The sequence below is a fragment of the Pseudomonas sp. GD03944 genome, assembly GCF_029839275.1.
Taxonomy (GTDB): Bacteria; Pseudomonadota; Gammaproteobacteria; order Pseudomonadales; family Pseudomonadaceae; genus Aquipseudomonas.
In genome coordinates, this window is sequence record NZ_JAOCAH010000003.1 from 125205 (window position 1) to 141496 (window position 16292).

Here is a 16292-nt window from a genome sequence, read left to right on the forward strand (position 1 = left end):
GCCCTTTGTGGCTGTGCTTGAAGTTGGCTTCGGCCTCGGCATTCAGGAGTCTGATGGTGGGTGGGGAGGATTATTTCCTTCGCTACACTGACGCCATCTACCACAGCACACTAAGGCGACCTCTGTATGCAAAATCGCATGATGATTACCGGCGCGGGTTCGGGATTGGGTCGTGAAATCGCACTGCGTTGGGCGCGTGAAGGTTGGAAGCTGGCGCTGGCCGATGTGAATGAACCTGGCTTGGCGGAAACCCTCGCCCTGGTCCGCGAGGCGGGCGGTGACGGTTTCACCCAGCGCTGCGACGTGCGTGACTACAGCCAGCTCACTGCGTTGGCCCAAGCCTGCGAGCAGAAGTTCGGCGGCATCGATGTCATCGTCAACAACGCGGGCGTGGCCTCGGGCGGGTTCTTCAGCGAGCTGTCGCTGGAGGACTGGGACTGGCAGATCGCGATCAACCTCATGGGCGTGGTCAAGGGTTGCAAGGCGTTCCTGCCACTGCTGGAGCGCAGCAAGGGCACGATCGTCAACATCGCCTCCATGGCCGCGCTGATGCAGGGCCCGGGCATGAGCAACTACAACGTGGCCAAGGCCGGTGTGGTGGCCTTGTCGGAGAGCCTGCTGGTCGAGTTGAAGATGCAGGAAATCGCCGTGCACGTGGTGTGCCCGTCGTTCTTCCAGACCAACCTGCTGGACTCCTTCCGCGGTCCGACCCCGGCGATGAAGGCCCAGGTCGGCAAACTGCTGGAAAGCTCGCCGATCACCGCGGCGGATATCGCCGACTACATCTACCAGGAAATGGCCAAGGGCGAGTTCATGATCCTGCCGCACGAGCAGGGCCGCATGGCCTGGGCCATCAAGCAGAAGAACCCGCAGCTGTTGTATGCCGAAATGACCAGCATGGCCGACAAGATGCGCGCCAAGGCCAAGCCGGTCTGACGGCCGGTGTGCCGCTAGTGAGCGGGCGGAACTGACCTTCCAGTCAGAAAGATGCCTGCCAGGCTTGCTCCTGGCGGGGCGCGGCGTTAGGGTTGCGCCCCCCGGCCTGCCAGCCGTCATGACGTTGGACTCTTTGTGAAAGCCATTTCCCGGGCAACCCTGTTGCTGGCCCTGATGTTCGCGGCGATCAACCTTCGCCCCGGCATCACCTCCCTGGCCCCGCTGATCGAGCGGATAGCGACCGAGCTGTCCCTGACCCGCAGCCTGATCAGCCTCACCACCGCCTTGCCGGTCCTGTGCATGGGCCTGCTGGCGCCCGTGGCGCCGCGCCTGGCGTTGCGCCTGGGCCTGGAACGCACCATTACCCTGTGCCTCGGCGTGATCGCCCTGGCGCTGTTGCTGCGCCTGGCCGGCCACGCCAGCGCCGTGCTGATCGGCAGTGCGGTGTTGCTGGGGGCGGCCATTGCCGTGGCTGGCCCGCTGTTGTCCGGTTTCATCAAGCGCCACTTCGCTGGGCGCATGGGTCATGTGGTGGGCTGGTATTCCCTGAGCATGGCCATTGGCGGCGCCGGCGGTGCGGTGCTGACGGCGCCGGCCACCCAATTGCTGGGGGATGACTGGTCGTTCGGCCTGGCCATCTGGGCATTGCCGGCCATCGTCGGCGTGGTGGTGTGGAGCTTCCTGCCCAGCCACCCCGAGCAGGACGGCGGTGCCGAAGGGAAGGGCGGCTTGCCCTGGCGGCAACCGCGCGCCTGGCTGATCAGCGGGTTCTTCGCGATCCAGGCCGGCCTGTTCTACGCCTTGGCCACCTGGGCGGTGGCGCGCTACCACGAAGCGGGGCTGTCGATGCTGCACAGCAACACGCTGTTCAGCGTGTCGATGCTGATGGGCCTGCCGAGCTCGTTCATCCTGCCGTGGCTGGCCCAGCGCTTCGACGCCCGCTACCTGTTGTTGGTGGCGTGCGGCCTGTTGTCGTCGGTGAGCCTGGCGATGATCACCTTCCTGCCGACCTTCCTTCCCGAGCTGTGGGCGGTCACCATTGGTTTTGGTCTCGGCGGTTCGTTCGCCCTGTCGCTGGTGCTGCCGCTGTACGAGGCGGGCTCGCCCATGGCCGTCAGCCGCTGGACCGCCATGATGCTGTTCATGGGGTACAGCATCGCCTGCCTGACGCCGATCCTGTCGGGCCTGGCCCGCGACCTGTCGGGCAATTACCAGTTGCCCTTCGTCGTACTGACCGGCCTGGCCGTGTCGATGACGGTGCTAGCCTGGATCATGCGCCGCGGCCCGCGCAAGGCCTGATATCTCCACTCGTTGTGAGAGCCGCGCCTGCGGCGAATGGTGGCAGCGATGCGGTATTGCAGGTTGCCTCAAAGCTTCGCCCCGGGTCGGGGCTCCTACAGGTTTGGATGGTTCGCGATTCCCATTGTGGGAGCCGCGCCTCGCGGCGAATGGTGGCAGCGATGCGGTATTGCGGGTTGCCTCAAAAGCTTCGCCCCGGGTCGGGGCTCCTACAGGTGTGGGCGGTTCGCGATTCCCATTGTGGGAGCCGCGCCTGCGGCGAATGGTGGCAGCGATGCGGTATTGCGGGTTGGCTCAAAAGCTTCGCCCCGGGTCGGGGCTCCTACAGGTTTGGGCGGTTCGCGATTCCCATTGTGGGGGCCGCGCCCGCGGCGAATGCTGGTTGGGTGTCGTGGCGCAGCTGCGCAGGAATCCGCAAAGTTGCCGCTCGTTTCTTCCTTGCGTGACAGGGCTGTGTTAGAACGCAGCCTGGTTTTTCTGGAGTGCCGGTGTGGAGTCTGAATCCATCGTTTATGGCTGCATCCGCGACTGGCCTTCGGACAGTGCGCTGGAGAGCCGTTTGCGCCGCGAGATCAATCGCCAGGTGCTGGACCAGCTGCCTGCCGGTGATGCCTGGCCGTTTCTCGGCCGGGAAATGTTTTCGTTCTGCCGGCAGCAGGGCGACGGCCTGTACCAGACCCAGGTGATTCACTTCGGCGCCAGCTACCGGGCGGTGGAGTACGAGTGGAGCCTGTGGATCAAGCACTTCGAGGCACTGCTCAAACGCCTGTACTGGGCCAGCGCCGTGGTGCACCTGGAAACCGAGCTGAACGGCACCCACACCTTCCGCTGGGAGTCCGATAACGGCTTCCACAGCCCGCAGGAGGGCGAGTTGCGCGTGCGCTGCGCCTGGGAGCGCGAGAGCAGCACCCTCGGCTGATCCCTCAGTTCTCGAGGTCTTCCAGCCATTCCCTGGGAACGTCCCGCTTCAACGCCAGCTGGCATTGCTGGCTTTCCGGGTCGAAGACGATCACCGCTTCGCCCTTGTCCAGCGCCCGCCGCACCCGCGCCACCCGTGTTTCCAGGGGCGTTTCATCGCCATTGTCGGTACCGTCGCGGGTCACGAAGTCTTCGATCAGGCGGGTCAGGGTGTCGCTTTCCAGCAGGTCGGCAGGGATCAGCACGGTGTCGGTCTCCATAGGGCGGGTGCGATGCTAACGCGCCTGCGTCTCCCTGACCACGGCGCTGATGCCCACCCGTAGGAGCGGGCTTGCCCGCGAGCTCTTTGCCAGACGACAACGCGGCGCCAGAGCGCAGGCCGCCGAGCTCGAGGCCGAGGCCTCTCCTACACAGACCGTATGGCCACAAACGGTACCGACAGCCGCAGCGGACGCGGAGCGTCCGGGGCTGCATGCCCACGCAGAGCGTGGGAACGATCGGTAATGCAGGATGAACGCCGCCGTCTGTAGGAGCGGGCTTGCCCGCGAGCTCTTTGCCTGACGACAACGCGGCGCCGGAGCGCAGGCCGCCGAGCTCGAGGCCGAGGCCTCTCCTACACAGGCCGCATGACCACAAACGGTGATGGTACCGACAGCCGTTGCGGACGCGGAGCGTCCGGGGCTGCATGCCCACGCGGAGCGTGGGAACGATGACGAACGCCGCCGTCTGTAGGAGCGGGCTTGCCCGCGAGCTTTTAGCCTGACGACAACGCGGTGCTGGTGCGGGGCCACCGAGCTCGAGGCCAAGGCCTCTCCTGCAAATGGCCCGTTCGTGCCTCAGCTATCTGCCGGCTGGTCGAGCAGGTAGCGGTCCAGGGTGCTGTAGAGCTTGGCGCTGTCCAGGGGCTTGCCGAGGAATTCGTCCATGCCGGCTTCGGCGCCGTGCTGGCGGTGTTCGTCGAGGATGTGTGCGGTGAGGGCGACGATCGGCACGGCGGGGATGTTGTTCTGGCGCTCAAAGCGGCGAATCTGCCGGGTGGCTTCGAAACCGTCCATTTCCGGCATTTCGCAGTCCATCAGCACCAGCTGGATGGCAGTCGGATTGCGCCGGTATTCGTCCACCGCGGCCAGGCCGTTGGCCACCAGGCGGATGCTGTAGCCGCGCTTCTTCAGGAAGCCCTGGACCACCAGCTGGTTCACGGCGTTGTCTTCGGCGACCAGGATGCACGGCGCGCTGGCGTGGCTGTTGCTCACTTCTCGCGGCATGCTGCGGATCTCCATGCGGCGCTCCTCGTAAAGCTCCTGCAGTGCTTCGCGCAGGGCGGTGATGGCCAGGGGTTGGGCCAGGTTGAGCAGGCGCAGCGAGCCGCTGGGCGGCGTTTGCTGGCACTGGTCGGGCGGGCACAGCAACAGTACACGCTGTCCCGGCTTGAGTCGCGGTCGCAGTGAGTCCAGCCAGTGGCAGGTGCTGCCCGGCCAGGGGGCCATCAGCACCAGCAGCGGTGGCACGGCGTAGTCGTCGAGGTAGCTCTGCAGCCGCTCCGGCGTCTGGCAGCGCTCGGTGCGCATGCCCCAACGCCCGAGCAGGCGGCTCAGGGCATCCAGGCCCAGGCCGTCGAGGGAGGTGAGCAGGGCGGTGCGGCCGTTCAGCAGGCGGACCAGGTCGTCTTCGTCGGTGTTTTCCTTTTCCAGCGGGATGTCGAAGGCGAAGCGCGTGCCCTGGCCCGGCGTGCTCTGGGCTTCGATGCGGCCGCCCATCATTTCCACCAGTTCCTTGCTGATCGCCAGGCCCAGGCCGCTGCCGCCGTAGCGGCGGGTGGTGCTGGAGTCGCCTTGGGCGAAGGACTCGAACAGCTGTGCCAGCACGTCGTCGCTGATACCGATACCGCTGTCGCTGACGGCGAACACCAGGTGCGGGTTGCCCTGGGAGTCGCTGCGCCGGCAGACGTTGACCGCCACGTGGCCGTCGGCGGTGAACTTCAGTGCGTTGCTCAGCAGGTTCATCAGCACCTGCTTGAGGCGGATCGGGTCACCCTGGATGCGCCGCGGCACACCGTTCTCCAGGCTGACATAGAGGCGTAGGCGCTTGTCCAGGGCCTGCCCGGTGAACAGGCTGAGGGTCTCGGAAACCATTTCCTCCAGGTCGAACTCGATCTTCTCCAGGCTCAACTTGCCGGACTCGATCCGCGCGTAGTCGAGGATGTCGTTGATCACCGTCATCAGCGCGCCGCCGGAGCTGGAAATGGTGTCGACATAGAAGCGCTGGCTGCGGTCCAGCGGGGTTTCCCTGAGCAGCTGCAGCATGCCCAGCACGCCGTTGAGCGGGGTGCGGATCTCGTGGCTCATCTTGGCCAGGAAGCGGCTCTTGGCCTTGCTCTCGATGTTCGCCTGTTCGGCGGCCTGGCGCGAGAGGAAGCCTTCTTCCTTAAGGGTGTTGATGCGGTCGGCCAGTCCGATGGACAGGGTGATCAGCTCGATGGTCACGCCGATCTTCACCGCCGTGGCACCGAAGATGCCGAAGATTTCCAGCCCCAGGGAGCCGGTGGTGGCCTGGATGAAGGCGAACAGCAGGATGCCCCAGGCCAGGATGTAGTAGGAGCCATACCGCAGCCCCTTGCGCCAGACGTAGATGCCGCTCAGCAACAGGCTCAGCGAAACCAGGGACACGGTGATGCTGGCCAGGATGTTCCAGGTCGGCAGGCCGATCAGCGGCACGGAGATCAGGCAGGCGAAGGTCGCCAGCATGAGCAGGCGCAGGCCCTTGTCCAGGCGCGGGAAATACTGCTGCGCATGCAGGAAGTGGCGGCTGAATTGCACGGCGGTGAGGCAGTGCAGGTACATCAGCACATAGATGCTGATGGACTGGAACGCCACGTGTTCGGGCAGCAGCTTGAACAGCATGCCGTCGAAGCAGGCGGCCAGCAGGCCGACGTTGATGTTGTAGGCCAGGTACCAGAGGTAGGCGGACTCGCGCAGCGACAGGTAGAGGAACAGGTTGTAGAAGAACATGGCGAACAGCACGCCGTAGAACGCGCCGTTGAAGCCCATGAGGTTTTCCTGGGCGGCGGCGCTGGCGCCGTAGGTGCTGAAAAACATCGGTACGAATACCGTGCTGGTGGTCTCCACCCGCAGCAGCAGGGTGTTCTGGCCGGGTGCGAGGTGGGTCGGGAACCAGAAGTTGCGCACCTGCACCGGGCGCTGGGAAAACGCCTGGCGATCGCCGCTGGACTGCTCGGTGAACTGGCCGTCGGGGCCGATCAGGTAGACGCGCAGGTCATCGAGCAGTGGGTAATTGATCTCGAGGTAGCCGTCGAGAGCATGAACCAGGGCGTTGTCCAGGCGGACCTTGAACCACCAGACCGACTCGTTCTTGCCGAAGTTGGCGTACTTGCTGTGAACCGGGGTGAAGGCGTCGTCGGCGAGGGCGCGCATCTGCGACAGGGTCCGGTCACCCGCGACGTCTTCGTAATACGACAGCCCCGGCGAGAGCGAGAGCCGCAGGTCATCCTTGTCGAGCACGATAGGCTGCTGGGCCCAGGCCGTGCCACTGAGCCACAACAGAAGAAGAGCCAGAGCGAGACGAGGCATCCGAACACCTCAAGCGAGCCGAACCGGGCCTCCAGCAGCACCCGCAATCCTTTTGTCCGACACTTTGCCCGGATGTTCAGGCCCCTTCAAGGGTCCTGGTCGCGATGGTTCAGCACGCTGTCCACGGTCGGCACCCGGGTATCGCTTTCCATCTGCGCATCGTGCTCCAGCTGGTGGCTGAAGCGCTCCAGCGAGCCCTTGGCCGGCTGTGCATCGCTGGCGAATACCGGCGGGCTGAGCAGGTAGGCGCTGATCAGGCGGCTCAAGGCCTTGAGGCTGTCGATGTGGGTGCGTTCATAGCCGTGGGTGGCGTCGCAGCCGAAGGCCATCAGCGCGGTACGGATGTCATGGCCGGCGGTGATCGCCGACTGGGCATCGCTGTGGTAGTAGCGGAACAGGTCGCGGCGCACCGGGATCTCGTTTTCGCTGGCCAGGCGCAGCAGCTGGCGGGACAGGTGGTAGTCGTAGGGGCCGCCGGAATCCTGCAGGGCCACGCTGACCGCGTGCTCGCTGGAGTGCTGGCCGGGGGCGACCGGGGCGATGTCGATGCCGACGAACTCGCTGACGTCCCAGGGCAGGGCGCCTGCCGCGCCGGAGCCGACCTCCTCGGTGATGGTGAACAGCGGGTGGCAGTCGATCTCCAGCTCCAGGCCGCTTTCCTTGACCGCCTTGAGGGCCGCCAGCAGCGCTGCCACGCCGGCCTTGTCATCCAGGTGACGGGCGCTGATGTGGCCGCTTTCGGTGAACTCCGGCAGCGGGTCGAAGGCGACGAAATCACCGACGGAAATACCCAGGGATTCACAGTCGGCGCGGGTGGCGCTGTAGGCGTCCAGGCGCAGCTCGATGTGGTCCCAGCTGATCGGCAGGTTGTCCACCGCGGTGTTGAACGCATGACCCGATGCCATCAGCGGCAGCACGCTGCCGCGCACCACGCCGTGGTCGGTGAACACGCTGACCCGGCTGCCTTCGGCGAAGCGGCTCGACCAGCAGCCCACCGGCGCCAGGCCCAGGCGGCCGTTGTCCTGCACGGTACGGACGATGGCACCAATGGTGTCGAGGTGGGCCGAGATGGCCCGGTCCGGGCTGGTCTGCTTGCCCTTGAGGGTGCCGCGGATGGTGCCGCGACGGGTCATTTCGAAGGGGATGCCGATCTCTTCGAGGCGCTCGGCGACGTAGCGCACGATGGTGTCGGTGAAACCGGTGGGGCTGGGGATGGCCAGCATCTCCAGGAGGACTTTCTGCAGGTACTCGGAATCGGGTTCAGGGAGCTGCGACATGAGGTCTCCTTATGAACGAAAGCAGGCGAGCGCAAGGCCCGGCCGACCCGGGCCGGGCGCCGCCCGCGGGTATCAGTGAATTTCCTCGCTGAGGGGGAACAGCAGGTCGACGAAGCGCTCGGCGGTCGGTTGCGGCTCGTGGTTGGCCAGGCCCGCCCGTTCATTGGCTTCGATGAACACGTACTCGGGCTGGTCGGCGGCCGGCACCAGCAGATCGAGGCCGACCACCGGGATTTCCAGCGCCCGGGCAGCTTTCACCGCGGCTTCGGCCAGGACCGGGTGGAGGATGTCGGTGACGTCTTCCAGGCTGCCGCCGGTGTGCAGGTTGGCGGTCTTGCGCACGGCCAGGCGTTTGCCCGCGGGCAGCACGCTGTCGTAGTCGAAGCCGGCCGCGTGCAGGGTGCGCAGGGTTTCCGCGTCCTTGGGAATGCGGCTTTCGCCGGAGGTCGCGGCCTGGCGGCGACGGCTCTGCACATCGATCAGGTCGCCGACGCTGTGCCGGCCATCGCCGACGATCTCCGCCGGGCGGCGGATGGCCGCTGCAACCACTTCAAAGCCGATGACCACGATGCGCAGGTCGAACCCTTCGTGGTAGCTCTCCAGCAGCACCCGGTTGTCGAAGGGCAGGGCCCGTTCGATGGCGGCCTGCACCTCGCCCGGGGTGCGCAGGTCCACGGCCACGCCCTGGCCCTGTTCGCCGTCCACCGGCTTGACCACCACGCTGCCATGCTCGGCGAGGAACGCGGCGTTTTCCTCGGCGCTGCCCGCCAGGCGCTGGGCCGGCAGGCTCAGGCCCGCCCGCGACAGGGCGCGGTGGGTCAGGCGCTTGTCCTGGCACAGGGTCATGCTGACGGCGCTGGTGAGGTCGGTCAGCGACTCGCGGCAACGGATGCGTCGCCCGCCATGGCTGAGGGTGAACAGGCCGGCCTCGGCGTCATCCACCTGCACGTCGATGCCCCGGCGCAGGGCCTCGTCGACGATGATCCGCGCGTACGGGTTCAGTTCGTCCTGGGGGCCAGGGCCGAGGAACAGCGGCTGGTTGATGCCGTTCTTGCGCTTGATGCTGAAGGTCGGCAGGTCGCGGAAGCCCAGCTTGGCGTAGAGCTTCTTGGCCTGGCCGTTGTCATGCAGCACCGACAGATCGAGGTAGCTCAGACTGCGGCTCATGAAGTGTTCCACCAGGTGGCGCACCAGCGCTTCGCCAACGCCGGGGCGGCTGCAGTTCGGGTTGACCGCCAGGCACCACAGGCTGCTGCCGTGCTCGGGGTCGCCATAGGCCTTGTGGTGATTGAGGCCCATGACGCTGCCGATCACCGCGCCGCTGTCCTCGTCCTCGGCCAGCCAGTAGACCGGGCCACCGAGGTGGCGCGGCGTGAGTTTTTCCGGGTCGATCGGCAGCATGCCGCGGGTCTGGTACAGGCAGTTGATGGCCTGCCAGTCTTCGGCGGTCTGGGCCCGGCGAATGCGGAAACCACGGAAACTGCGGCGCGCCGGGCGGTAGTCGCTGAACCACAGGCGCAGCGTGTCGGAGGGGTCGAGGAACAGTTGTTGCGGGGACTGCGCCAGCACCTGCTGCGGGGCGGCGACGTACAGGGCGATGTCCCGTTCGCCCACCTGCTCGGTCAGCAGGTCCTGGGCCAGCCTGCTGGCGTCGGGGTAGGTGTGTCCGATGAGCAGACGACCCCAGCCGCAATGCACGGCAATGGGCTCCCGGGGTTCGTCATCATGGCCTTCGGCGAAACGCGCTTGCAGGCGCTCGTAGGAGGGCGCCTGGCCGCGCAGAAGACGTTGATTGAAGGCAGTGGCTCGCATGGTGGTCCTTGCTCTCAGCTTCGCCCGGATCTGTGCCGGGTCATGGATTGCGTGGACACCGCTCTGGCCGTGGAGCGCCGGCGGTGCCCACCACTCAGGGTGAACCGGAAGGGGCACTCACAGTCCCTGTTCGGTCAGCCACAGGTTGAGGGCTGCCAGTTGCCAGAGCTTCGAACCGCGCAGGGGCGTCAGTTGCCCGTGCGGGTCGGTCAGCAGTTGGTCGAGCATCGAGGGGTTGAACACCCCGCGGTCCTGGCTCGGGTCCACCAGCAGGTCACGCACCCAGCCCAGCGTGGCGCCTTCCAGGTGCTTGAGACCCGGCACCGGGAAGTAGCCTTTCGGGCGGTCGATGACCGCTGCCGGAATGACCTGCCGCGCCGCTTCCTTGAGCACGTATTTGCCACCGTCCGGTAACTTGAACCGACCCGGGATGCGCGCCGAGAGTTCAACCAATCGGTAGTCGAGGAAAGGCGTGCGCGCTTCCAGGCCCCAGGCCATGGTCATGTTGTCGACGCGCTTGACCGGGTCGTCGACCAGCATCACCGTGCTGTCCAGGCGCAGGGCCTTGTCCACGGCCGCCTCGGCACCGGGCTGGGCGAAGTGCTCACGGACGAAATCGCCGGCGGCATCGTGACTCAGCCACTGCGGTTGGACGCAGGCGGCGTACTCGTCGTGGTCGCGGTCGAAGAACGCCTTGCGGTACGCATCGAACGGGCTGGCCGCGCCATCCACCTGCGGGTACCAGTGGTAGCCGGCGAACAGCTCGTCGGCGCCCTGGCCGCTCTGCACCACCTTGCAGTGCTTGGCCACTTCTCGCGACAGCAGGTAAAAGGCGATGCAGTCATGGCTGACCATCGGCTCACTCATGGCGCGGAAGGCCGCCGGCAGCTGCTCGAGAATCTCGTGCTCGCCGATGCGCAGCTGATGGTGCTGGGTGGCGAAGCGCTCGGCGATCAGGTCGGAATACTGGAATTCGTCGCCCCGTTCGCCGCCGGCATCCTGAAAGCCGATGGAGAAGGTCGAGAGGTTTTCCACGCCGGCTTCGCGCAGCAGGCCGACCAGCATGCTGGAGTCGACGCCGCCCGAAAGCAGCACGCCGACGTCCACCGCGGCGCGCTGACGGATCGACACCGCCTCGCGCATGCCGTCGAGCACGCGGTCGCGCCAGTCTTCGAAGCTGTAGGTCGCTTCGTCGCCCTGGGGACCGAAGGGCAGGGTCCACCAGCTCTGTTGCTCGACCTGGCCCTTAGCGTCGATGCGCATCCAGGTGGCCGGCGGCAGTTTCTCCACGCCCGCCAGGATGGTGCGCGGCGCGGGGACCACAGCATGGAAGTTCAGGTAGTGGTTGAGGGCGATCGGGTCCAGGGTCTTGCCGATGTCGCCGCCCTGCAGCAGAGCTGGAAGGCTCGAGGCGAAGCGCAGGCGCTGGCCGGTGCGCGACAGGTAGAGCGGCTTGATGCCAAGGCGGTCGCGGGCGATGAACAACTGCTGGCTGTCGCGCTCCCACACGGCAAAGGCGAACATGCCGTTGAGCTTGGGCAGCAGGTCTTTGCCCCAGGCGTGGTAGCCCTTGAGCAGCACTTCGGTGTCGCCACCGGAGAAGAAGCGATAGCCGAGGGCTTTCAGTTCTTCGCGCAATTCGGGGTAGTTGTAGATGGCGCCGTTGAACACCATCGACAGGCCAAGATCGCTGTCGATCATCGGTTGGCCGGAGGCTTCGGCCAGGTCCATGATCTTCAGGCGACGGTGACCGAGGGCGACGGGCCCCTGGCTGTGAAAGCCGTGGGCGTCGGGGCCGCGAGGGGCCAGGTGGTGGGTGATTCGCTCGACCGCGGCCAAGTCTGCCGGGCGCTGATCAAAACGTAACTCTCCTGCTATTCCGCACATAATTCCTTACCGGTGTTGCCGTTGGGGAGGGTGTCCAGCTGCGCCGGACCTTTTACACCAAAACAAATAAATGCTTTCATGTCAAAGTTATAAGTTGAGCTTAAATAGAGATATGGACGAGAAAATAGTTCCTGCTGAAACTGATTTGTCATCTGTTGTCGCCTTCGAGCTGCCGCTGTTCCAGGCCATGCGTCGTCTGCAGCAGGCGGGGGAAGTGCACGCCAAGCGCCTGACCCGCTTCGGCGGCCTGACGCCCATGCAACTGATGATTCTGCAGGTGCTGGCCGGCGAGAAGCGCCTGACCGCCAGCGATCTGAGCGGCCGGGTCAGCCTGACCGCCGCCACCCTGTCGGGCATGCTCGATCGCCTGGAAGAGCGCGGACTGCTGCAGCGCCAGCGCGACGACCAGGACCGCCGCCGGCAGTGGCTGTTGCTCAGCGACGCGGGCCGGGTCCTGATGCAACAGGCGCCGACCCTGCTGCCACCGGAATTTCGCAAACGCTTCGCCGCCCTGAGCGACTGGGAACGCCACAGCCTCACCGCGGCCCTGCTGCGCGCGGCGGAACTGTGTGACGAGTTGGAGTGAGGGAGTGCCTGTACACGGCTCTGCGCCAGGACCGCGATTCGCCGCGGGGCGCGGCTCCTACAAAAACAGGTCGTTGATCGTTCCCAGGCGCTGCGTTTCGCACGGCTGTCAGCGACGTTAGCCTGGAGGTTGCGCCGCCCCGTAGGAGCGGTCTTGCCCGCGAGCTCTTCGTTTCTCCGCCAGATCAGCGCCGTACCACAGGCCGTCGAGCTTGAGGCCAAGGCCTCTCCTACAGGTGCCTGATCGTTCCCACGCTCCGCGTGGGCATGCAGCCCCGGACGCTCTGCGTCCGCCACGGTTATCGAGCCTCAGTCAGAACCCCGCAGGCGTATCACTCAGCTGTTACGAATCAACTGGCGCAACGCAAACCGGTTGGGGTGGCAGGCGTCGGCGACGTCGCGGGGGACGGGCAGCGGTTCGTCGTTGAGCCAGGCGGCGATCAGTTCGCCGGACAGCGGGGCGGTGATCAGGCCGCGTGAACCGTGGCCGCTGTTGATGTACAGGCCGTCGAGCCAGGGGCAGGGCGTGTCCGGCACCTGGCGCGCGTCTTTGCCCAGCACCGCGTAGGCGGCGCTGAAGGCCTCGCGCTCCGCCAGGGGGCCGACGATGGGCAGGTAGTCCGGGCTGGTGCAGCGAAACGCGGCGCGCCCCTGCAGCATTTCCGGGTCGAGATCCCGTGCCCCGAGGCGGTTCGTCAGGTCGCTGGAGATTTCCTCGAGCAGTTGCAGGTTCCCGGCATGATCGCGGCTGTTGGGTGTCAGGTTGTCGCTGTTGAAGTCGAAACTGGCGCCCAGCGTGTGTTCGCCGTCGCGCACCGGTGCCACATACCCCTCGGCACACACCACGCTGCGCAACGCGCCGCTGGCCGCTGTCGCCGGCAGCCGGCTGATCTGCCCGCGAATGCGTTTGAGCGGCAGCTCGGCACTGAACGGGAAGCGCTTGATCTCGGCCGCCCCGGCCAGCACCACCACCGGCGCGCTGGCGAGCAACTGCGCCGCGTCCCAGGCTTGCCAGCCGTCGTTGGTGCGCCGCAGCTCCAAGGCTTCCTGGTGCGTCATCAGGGTGATCGCCGGGTGGTCGATCAGGTACCGGCACAGCGCCGGCGGATGCACCCAGCCGCCTTCGGGATAGAACAGGCCCCCGGCAGGCAGGCAAATGCCCGTGGCGGCTTCGGCGCTGGCCTGGTCGAGGTTGACCAGCAGGTCGGCCGGGAAGGCCGCAGCCAGCTGAGCCTGGCGATGCGCTTCCTTGGTGTCGAAGGCCAGTTGCAGCACGCCGCAGTTGTCCCAGTCCTGGCCCTTGTGCATACGCTCCAGCAGTCGGCGAGTGTGGCCGAAGCCGCTGACGATCAGGCGCGACAGCGTGGTGCCGTGGGCCGACAGCTTCAGGTAGAGCACGCCCTGGGGGTTGCCCGAGGCTTCCTGGGCGATGTCGGCGTGGCGCTCCAGCACGGTGACCTGCCAGCCCCGTGCCGCCAGGCTGGCCGCCGTCGCGCAACCGGCCAGGCCGGCGCCGATCACCAGCGCATGACGGGACGAGGCGGGCTGTGTCGGGCGGGCGAACCAGGGTTTGCCGGGGGCGGCCGGTTCGCCTTCGAAGCGGCCCTTGATGACTTCCCACTTCTTGCCCAGGCCGGGAACGCGTTTGACGGTGAACCCGACCGCGCGCAGGCCGCGGCGCACGACACCAGCACTGGTGAAGGTGCCAAAGGTGGCCGTTGGCGCCGACAGCCGCGCCACCTCGGCAAACAGTTCCGGCATCCACATGTCCGGGTTCTTGGCCGGGGCGAACCCATCGAGGAACCAGGCGTCGACCCGTGCGTCGAGTTGCGGCAGCAGATCGAGGGCATCGCCGATCAGCAGGGTCAGGATCACCCGTCCATTGGCGAACACCAGCCGCTGGAAGCCCGGGTGCAGGGTCAGGTACTGCCCGATCAGCGCGTCGGCGTAGGGGCGCAGCTCCGGCCACAAGGCCAGGGCGCGCTGCAGGTCGTCGCGGTGCAACGGGTATTTCTCGACACTGACGAAATGCAGGCGCGCCCCCGGGGCGGCCTGTTGCTCGAACAACTGCCAGGCACAGAGAAAATTCAGCCCGGTGCCGAAACCGGTCTCGCCGATCACCAGGTGCTGGCCATCGCCCAGGGCGGCGAAACGATCGGGCAGGTCGTTGTTGGCCAGGAACACGTAGCGGGTTTCTTCCAGGCCGTCGCTCTGGGAGAAGTAGATATCGCCGTACTGCCGCGACAGCGGCTGGCCCCGGTCGTCCCAGTCGAGTTGTGCGTGAGGTGGCGGGGTGTCGGGCATGGGGCGGCGAGTCCAGAAGGCAGGGCGAGCAGCTGCGGATTCTACCCGCGGGGCGTTGAGCAGACACCTTGTCCAGATCAATTTTCTGGCGTTTCCAGGGCCATCGCCAGGGCATGGCGGCGGATTGTGCGCCACTGGGTGGGCACGACCGGCGTTGATCCATTAGGCTGAACAGGAACCTCTACAGGGAGTGGTACATGCTCGAATCAGCCGAAATTGGCCATCGCATCGACAAGGCGACCTTCGCCGCCGAGGAGCCGGCGCTGCGCGAGGCGTTGCTCGAGGCCCAATACGAACTGAAGGCCCAGGGGCGCTTCCCGGTGATCATCCTGATCAATGGCGTGGAGGGCGCGGGCAAGGGCGAGACGGTCAAGCTGCTCAACGAGTGGATGGACCCGCGGCTGATCCAGGTCAGCACCTTCGACCAGCAGACCGACGAGGAACTGGCCCGGCCGCCGGCGTGGCGCTACTGGCGCCAGTTGCCACCCAAGGGGCGCATCGGCATCTTCTTCGGCAACTGGTACAGCCAGATGCTGCAGGGCAGGGTGCACGGGCATTTCAAGGATGCGGTGCTGGACCAGGCCATCAGCGGCGCCCTGGGCCTGGAGCAGATGCTCTGCGACGAAGGCGCGCTGATCTTCAAGTTCTGGTTCCACCTCTCCAAGCAGCAGATGAAGGCGCGCCTGGATTCGCTCAAGGACGACCCGCTGCACAGCTGGCGCATCAGCCCGCTGGACTGGCAGCAGTCCAAGACCTATGACAAGTTCGTGCGCCATGGCGAGCGGGTGCTGCGCCGCACCAGCCGCGAGCATGCGCCCTGGCATGTGATCGAAGGTGTCGACGAGTACTACCGCAGCCTCACCGTCGGGCGAATCCTGCTGGAAGGGTTGCAGGCCGCGCTGAAAGCGCCCACCGACCAGCGCACCAACCCGCACGCCGCCTCCATGGGCGCCAGCCTGGACAACCGCGGCCTGCTCGACAGCCTGGACATGACCCAGCAACTGGCCAAGGACGAGTACCAGGAACAACTGGCCACCGAACAGGCGCGTTTTTCCGGGCTGATGCGCGACAAGCGCATGCGCCGTCACGCCCTGGTGGCGGTGTTCGAGGGCAACGACGCCGCTGGCAAGGGCGGGGCCATCCGTCGCGTGACCGGGGCCCTGGACCCGCGCCAGTACCGCATCATCCCGGTGGCCGCGCCCACCGAAGAGGAGCGCGCGCAACCCTACCTGTGGCGCTTCTGGCGGCATGTTCCGGGCAAGGGCAATTTCACCATCTTCGACCGCTCCTGGTATGGCCGGGTGCTGGTTGAGCGGGTGGAGGGCTTCTGCAGCACCACCGACTGGCTGCGTGCCTATGGCGAGATCAACGACTTCGAGGAACAGCTGACCAATGCCGGGGTGGTGCTGGTCAAGTTCTGGCTGGCCATCGATGCCGATACCCAGTTGAAGCGCTTCAAGGAGCGCGAGCAGATCCCGTTCAAGCGCTTCAAGATCACTGAGGAAGACTGGCGCAACCGCGATAAGTGGCCGCAGTACCGTGACGCGGTGGAAGACATGGTCAACCGTACCAGCAGCGAAATCGCGCCCTGGACCCTGGTCGAGGCCAACGACAAGCGCTTCGCCCGGGTGAAGGTGCTGCGCACCATCAACGAAGCGCTGGAGGCGGCGTTCGCCAGGGATTGAAC

General features: G+C 66.2%; 11 protein-coding genes. 5 read left to right on the plus strand and 6 right to left on the minus strand.

The features are described from left to right. The first annotated feature begins 126 nt into the window (after nt 1–126). The 3 genes from N5C28_RS06575 to N5C28_RS06585 all read left to right on the plus strand — a co-directional run bounded on the left by N5C28_RS06575 (nt 127) and on the right by N5C28_RS06585 (nt 3154). A complete protein-coding gene (locus tag N5C28_RS06575) occupies nt 127–936 on the plus strand; it encodes an SDR family oxidoreductase (RefSeq protein ID WP_279821182.1) in 810 nt (269 codons plus the stop codon). Between the two features lie 135 nt (nt 937–1071). Beyond that, on the plus strand, nt 1072–2235 hold the full coding sequence (locus N5C28_RS06580; RefSeq protein WP_279821183.1) for an MFS transporter: 1164 nt from the start codon (nt 1072–1074) through the stop codon (nt 2233–2235). A 490-nt stretch (nt 2236–2725) separates the two neighbouring features. Then, nucleotides 2726–3154, plus strand: coding sequence for a hypothetical protein (locus N5C28_RS06585; RefSeq protein WP_279821184.1), 429 nt, complete (start codon nt 2726–2728; stop codon nt 3152–3154). A gap of 4 nt (nt 3155–3158) precedes the next feature. On the opposite strand, the gene N5C28_RS06590 is transcribed toward N5C28_RS06585, so the two are convergent. The 5 genes from N5C28_RS06590 to N5C28_RS06610 form a co-directional block, all read right to left on the minus strand. After that, nucleotides 3159–3398 carry a YheU family protein gene (locus tag N5C28_RS06590; protein WP_279821185.1) on the minus strand — a complete coding sequence of 80 codons (240 nt, stop codon included), beginning with the start codon at nt 3396–3398 and terminating at the stop codon, nt 3159–3161. 591 nt (nt 3399–3989) lie between these two features. Then, entirely contained in the window at nt 3990–6740 is a 2751-nt protein-coding gene (locus N5C28_RS06595) for a hybrid sensor histidine kinase/response regulator (RefSeq protein WP_279821186.1), read from the minus strand. An 86-nt stretch (nt 6741–6826) separates the two neighbouring features. Continuing rightward, the gene (locus tag N5C28_RS06600; RefSeq protein WP_279821187.1) at nt 6827–8017 is read right to left on the minus strand and encodes an osmoprotectant NAGGN system M42 family peptidase; all 1191 of its coding nucleotides are present in this window, start codon (nt 8015–8017) and stop codon (nt 6827–6829) included. 72 nt (nt 8018–8089) lie between these two features. Next, on the minus strand, nt 8090–9829 hold the full coding sequence (gene ngg / locus N5C28_RS06605; protein WP_279821188.1) for an N-acetylglutaminylglutamine synthetase: 1740 nt from the start codon (nt 9827–9829) through the stop codon (nt 8090–8092). Nucleotides 9830–9946: 117 nt separating this feature from the next. Beyond that, nucleotides 9947–11716 (minus strand): N-acetylglutaminylglutamine amidotransferase, encoded by a 1770-nt coding sequence (locus tag N5C28_RS06610; protein ID WP_279821189.1) that lies wholly within the window; start codon nt 11714–11716, stop codon nt 9947–9949. 112 nt (nt 11717–11828) lie between these two features. Between N5C28_RS06610 and N5C28_RS06615 the strand changes: the two genes are divergently transcribed. Then, a complete protein-coding gene (locus N5C28_RS06615) occupies nt 11829–12302 on the plus strand; it encodes a MarR family winged helix-turn-helix transcriptional regulator (protein WP_279821190.1) in 474 nt (157 codons plus the stop codon). Between the two features lie 335 nt (nt 12303–12637). Here N5C28_RS06615 and mnmC read toward each other — a convergent pair whose 3' ends face one another. After that, nucleotides 12638–14605 carry a bifunctional tRNA (5-methylaminomethyl-2-thiouridine)(34)-methyltransferase MnmD/FAD-dependent 5-carboxymethylaminomethyl-2-thiouridine(34) oxidoreductase MnmC gene (mnmC, locus tag N5C28_RS06620; RefSeq protein WP_279821191.1) on the minus strand — a complete coding sequence of 656 codons (1968 nt, stop codon included), beginning with the start codon at nt 14603–14605 and terminating at the stop codon, nt 12638–12640. A gap of 197 nt (nt 14606–14802) precedes the next feature. On the opposite strand from mnmC, the gene pap reads away from it, so the two are divergent. After that, on the plus strand, nt 14803–16290 hold the full coding sequence (gene pap / locus N5C28_RS06625; RefSeq protein WP_279821192.1) for a polyphosphate:AMP phosphotransferase: 1488 nt from the start codon (nt 14803–14805) through the stop codon (nt 16288–16290). The last annotated feature ends 2 nt before the right edge of the window (nt 16291–16292 follow it).